This window comes from Gluconobacter cadivus, assembly GCF_015244745.1.
GTDB lineage: Bacteria > Pseudomonadota > Alphaproteobacteria > Acetobacterales > Acetobacteraceae > Gluconobacter > Gluconobacter cadivus.
On record NZ_JABCQI010000029.1, the window covers coordinates 1 to 702 of the forward strand.

1 pseudogene is annotated in these 702 nt (G+C 56.7%); it reads right to left on the reverse strand.

What is annotated here, in order from left to right:
- Window positions 1–487 (reverse strand): annotated as a pseudogene (locus HKD28_RS15550) (AI-2E family transporter); the annotation flags it as partial.
- Window positions 488–702 lie beyond the last annotated feature (215 nt).

Sequence of the window (702 nt, forward strand, 5' to 3'; positions counted from 1 at the left end):
TTCCCGCATAAGCCAGAAAACTATGAATCAAGGTCTCAGGAGACGGCATGACTTGCCTGACCATTTCCGGAAACTGCATATGCTGCATCCTGGCCCATAACGGACCAATATGTGGTCCAATTAAAGGAAGTCGTGCAAGCCACTTGGGCTCATCCGGAAGACGCAGAATGGACGCGGACGAGGCGAGGGCGGCGATATCGTCGAAGTGACTTGAGACTGTCGTAATGGCGAGCCACAACGGCAGGATGAACAGCACCATCGCGATCAGAATGGTCAAGGAAACGGCTGCTCGTCGGCTGTTTCCAACCCAGCCCTGAAGACGGAGCAGCATGGGCCAAGTCGTAACTGCGATCGTGATGGCCCAGATCGTCGCTGGCAGGAATGGTTTGAGAATCCAGATCGCGCTAATAACAACGCCGCAGGCCAGCAGGGCGACCAGAACGGACCGGGTGCTGTCCTGCGGACCATTCTGGAAAAGATCTGGCATCTGGTCGCCTTCGGTCTGAAAATAAAACCCTGAGAAACCTGTATCAGGGATACCGACCCGGACAAACCGTCAGGGTGCGACCAAATGCGCACTTACACGAATACGCCACCAATCCAACGGCACCGAGACGACTGAAAGGGCAGTAAGTGCCGCCTGCTCAGGGTCCGGATGGCCTCCATGTCCTCTCCCAAGGGCGAGCACCAGCGTTGCCCGGG